The following is a 223-nucleotide window of genomic DNA, read 5'->3' on the forward strand; positions in this document are numbered from 1 at the left end:
AAAGAGCAAGTATTACAAGTAACAAAAGGTGACTTCGTAGGATCAGCAAGTGGAGCAGTAGTATTAACAGCATTAATCGTATTTCTATCAAGCGTATTAGTATAATAGAAGATTTGTAATAAAAGAAAAAGAGAGGAGAATGCAAAATGAAAGAGCAAGTATTACAAGTAACAAAAGGTGACTTCGTAGGATCGGCAAGTGGAGCAGTAGTATTAACAGCATT

The 223-nt window shown here is 34.5% G+C and carries 2 protein-coding genes; both read left to right on the top strand.

What is annotated here, in order from left to right; translation table 11 throughout:
• A partial coding sequence (locus MR113_RS28005; RefSeq protein WP_000575050.1) for a DUF3948 family protein occupies window positions 1-105 on the top strand: 105 nt, incomplete at its 5' end.
• A gap of 41 nt (window positions 106-146) precedes the next feature.
• Window positions 147-223, top strand: a 77-nt coding sequence (locus tag MR113_RS28010) for a DUF3948 family protein (RefSeq protein WP_002101907.1), incomplete at its 3' end; no start/stop codon positions are given.

Origin of the sequence: Bacillus cereus group sp. BfR-BA-01379 (assembly GCF_022663605.1) — a bacterium.
GTDB lineage: Bacteria > Bacillota > Bacilli > Bacillales > Bacillaceae_G > Bacillus_A > Bacillus_A mobilis.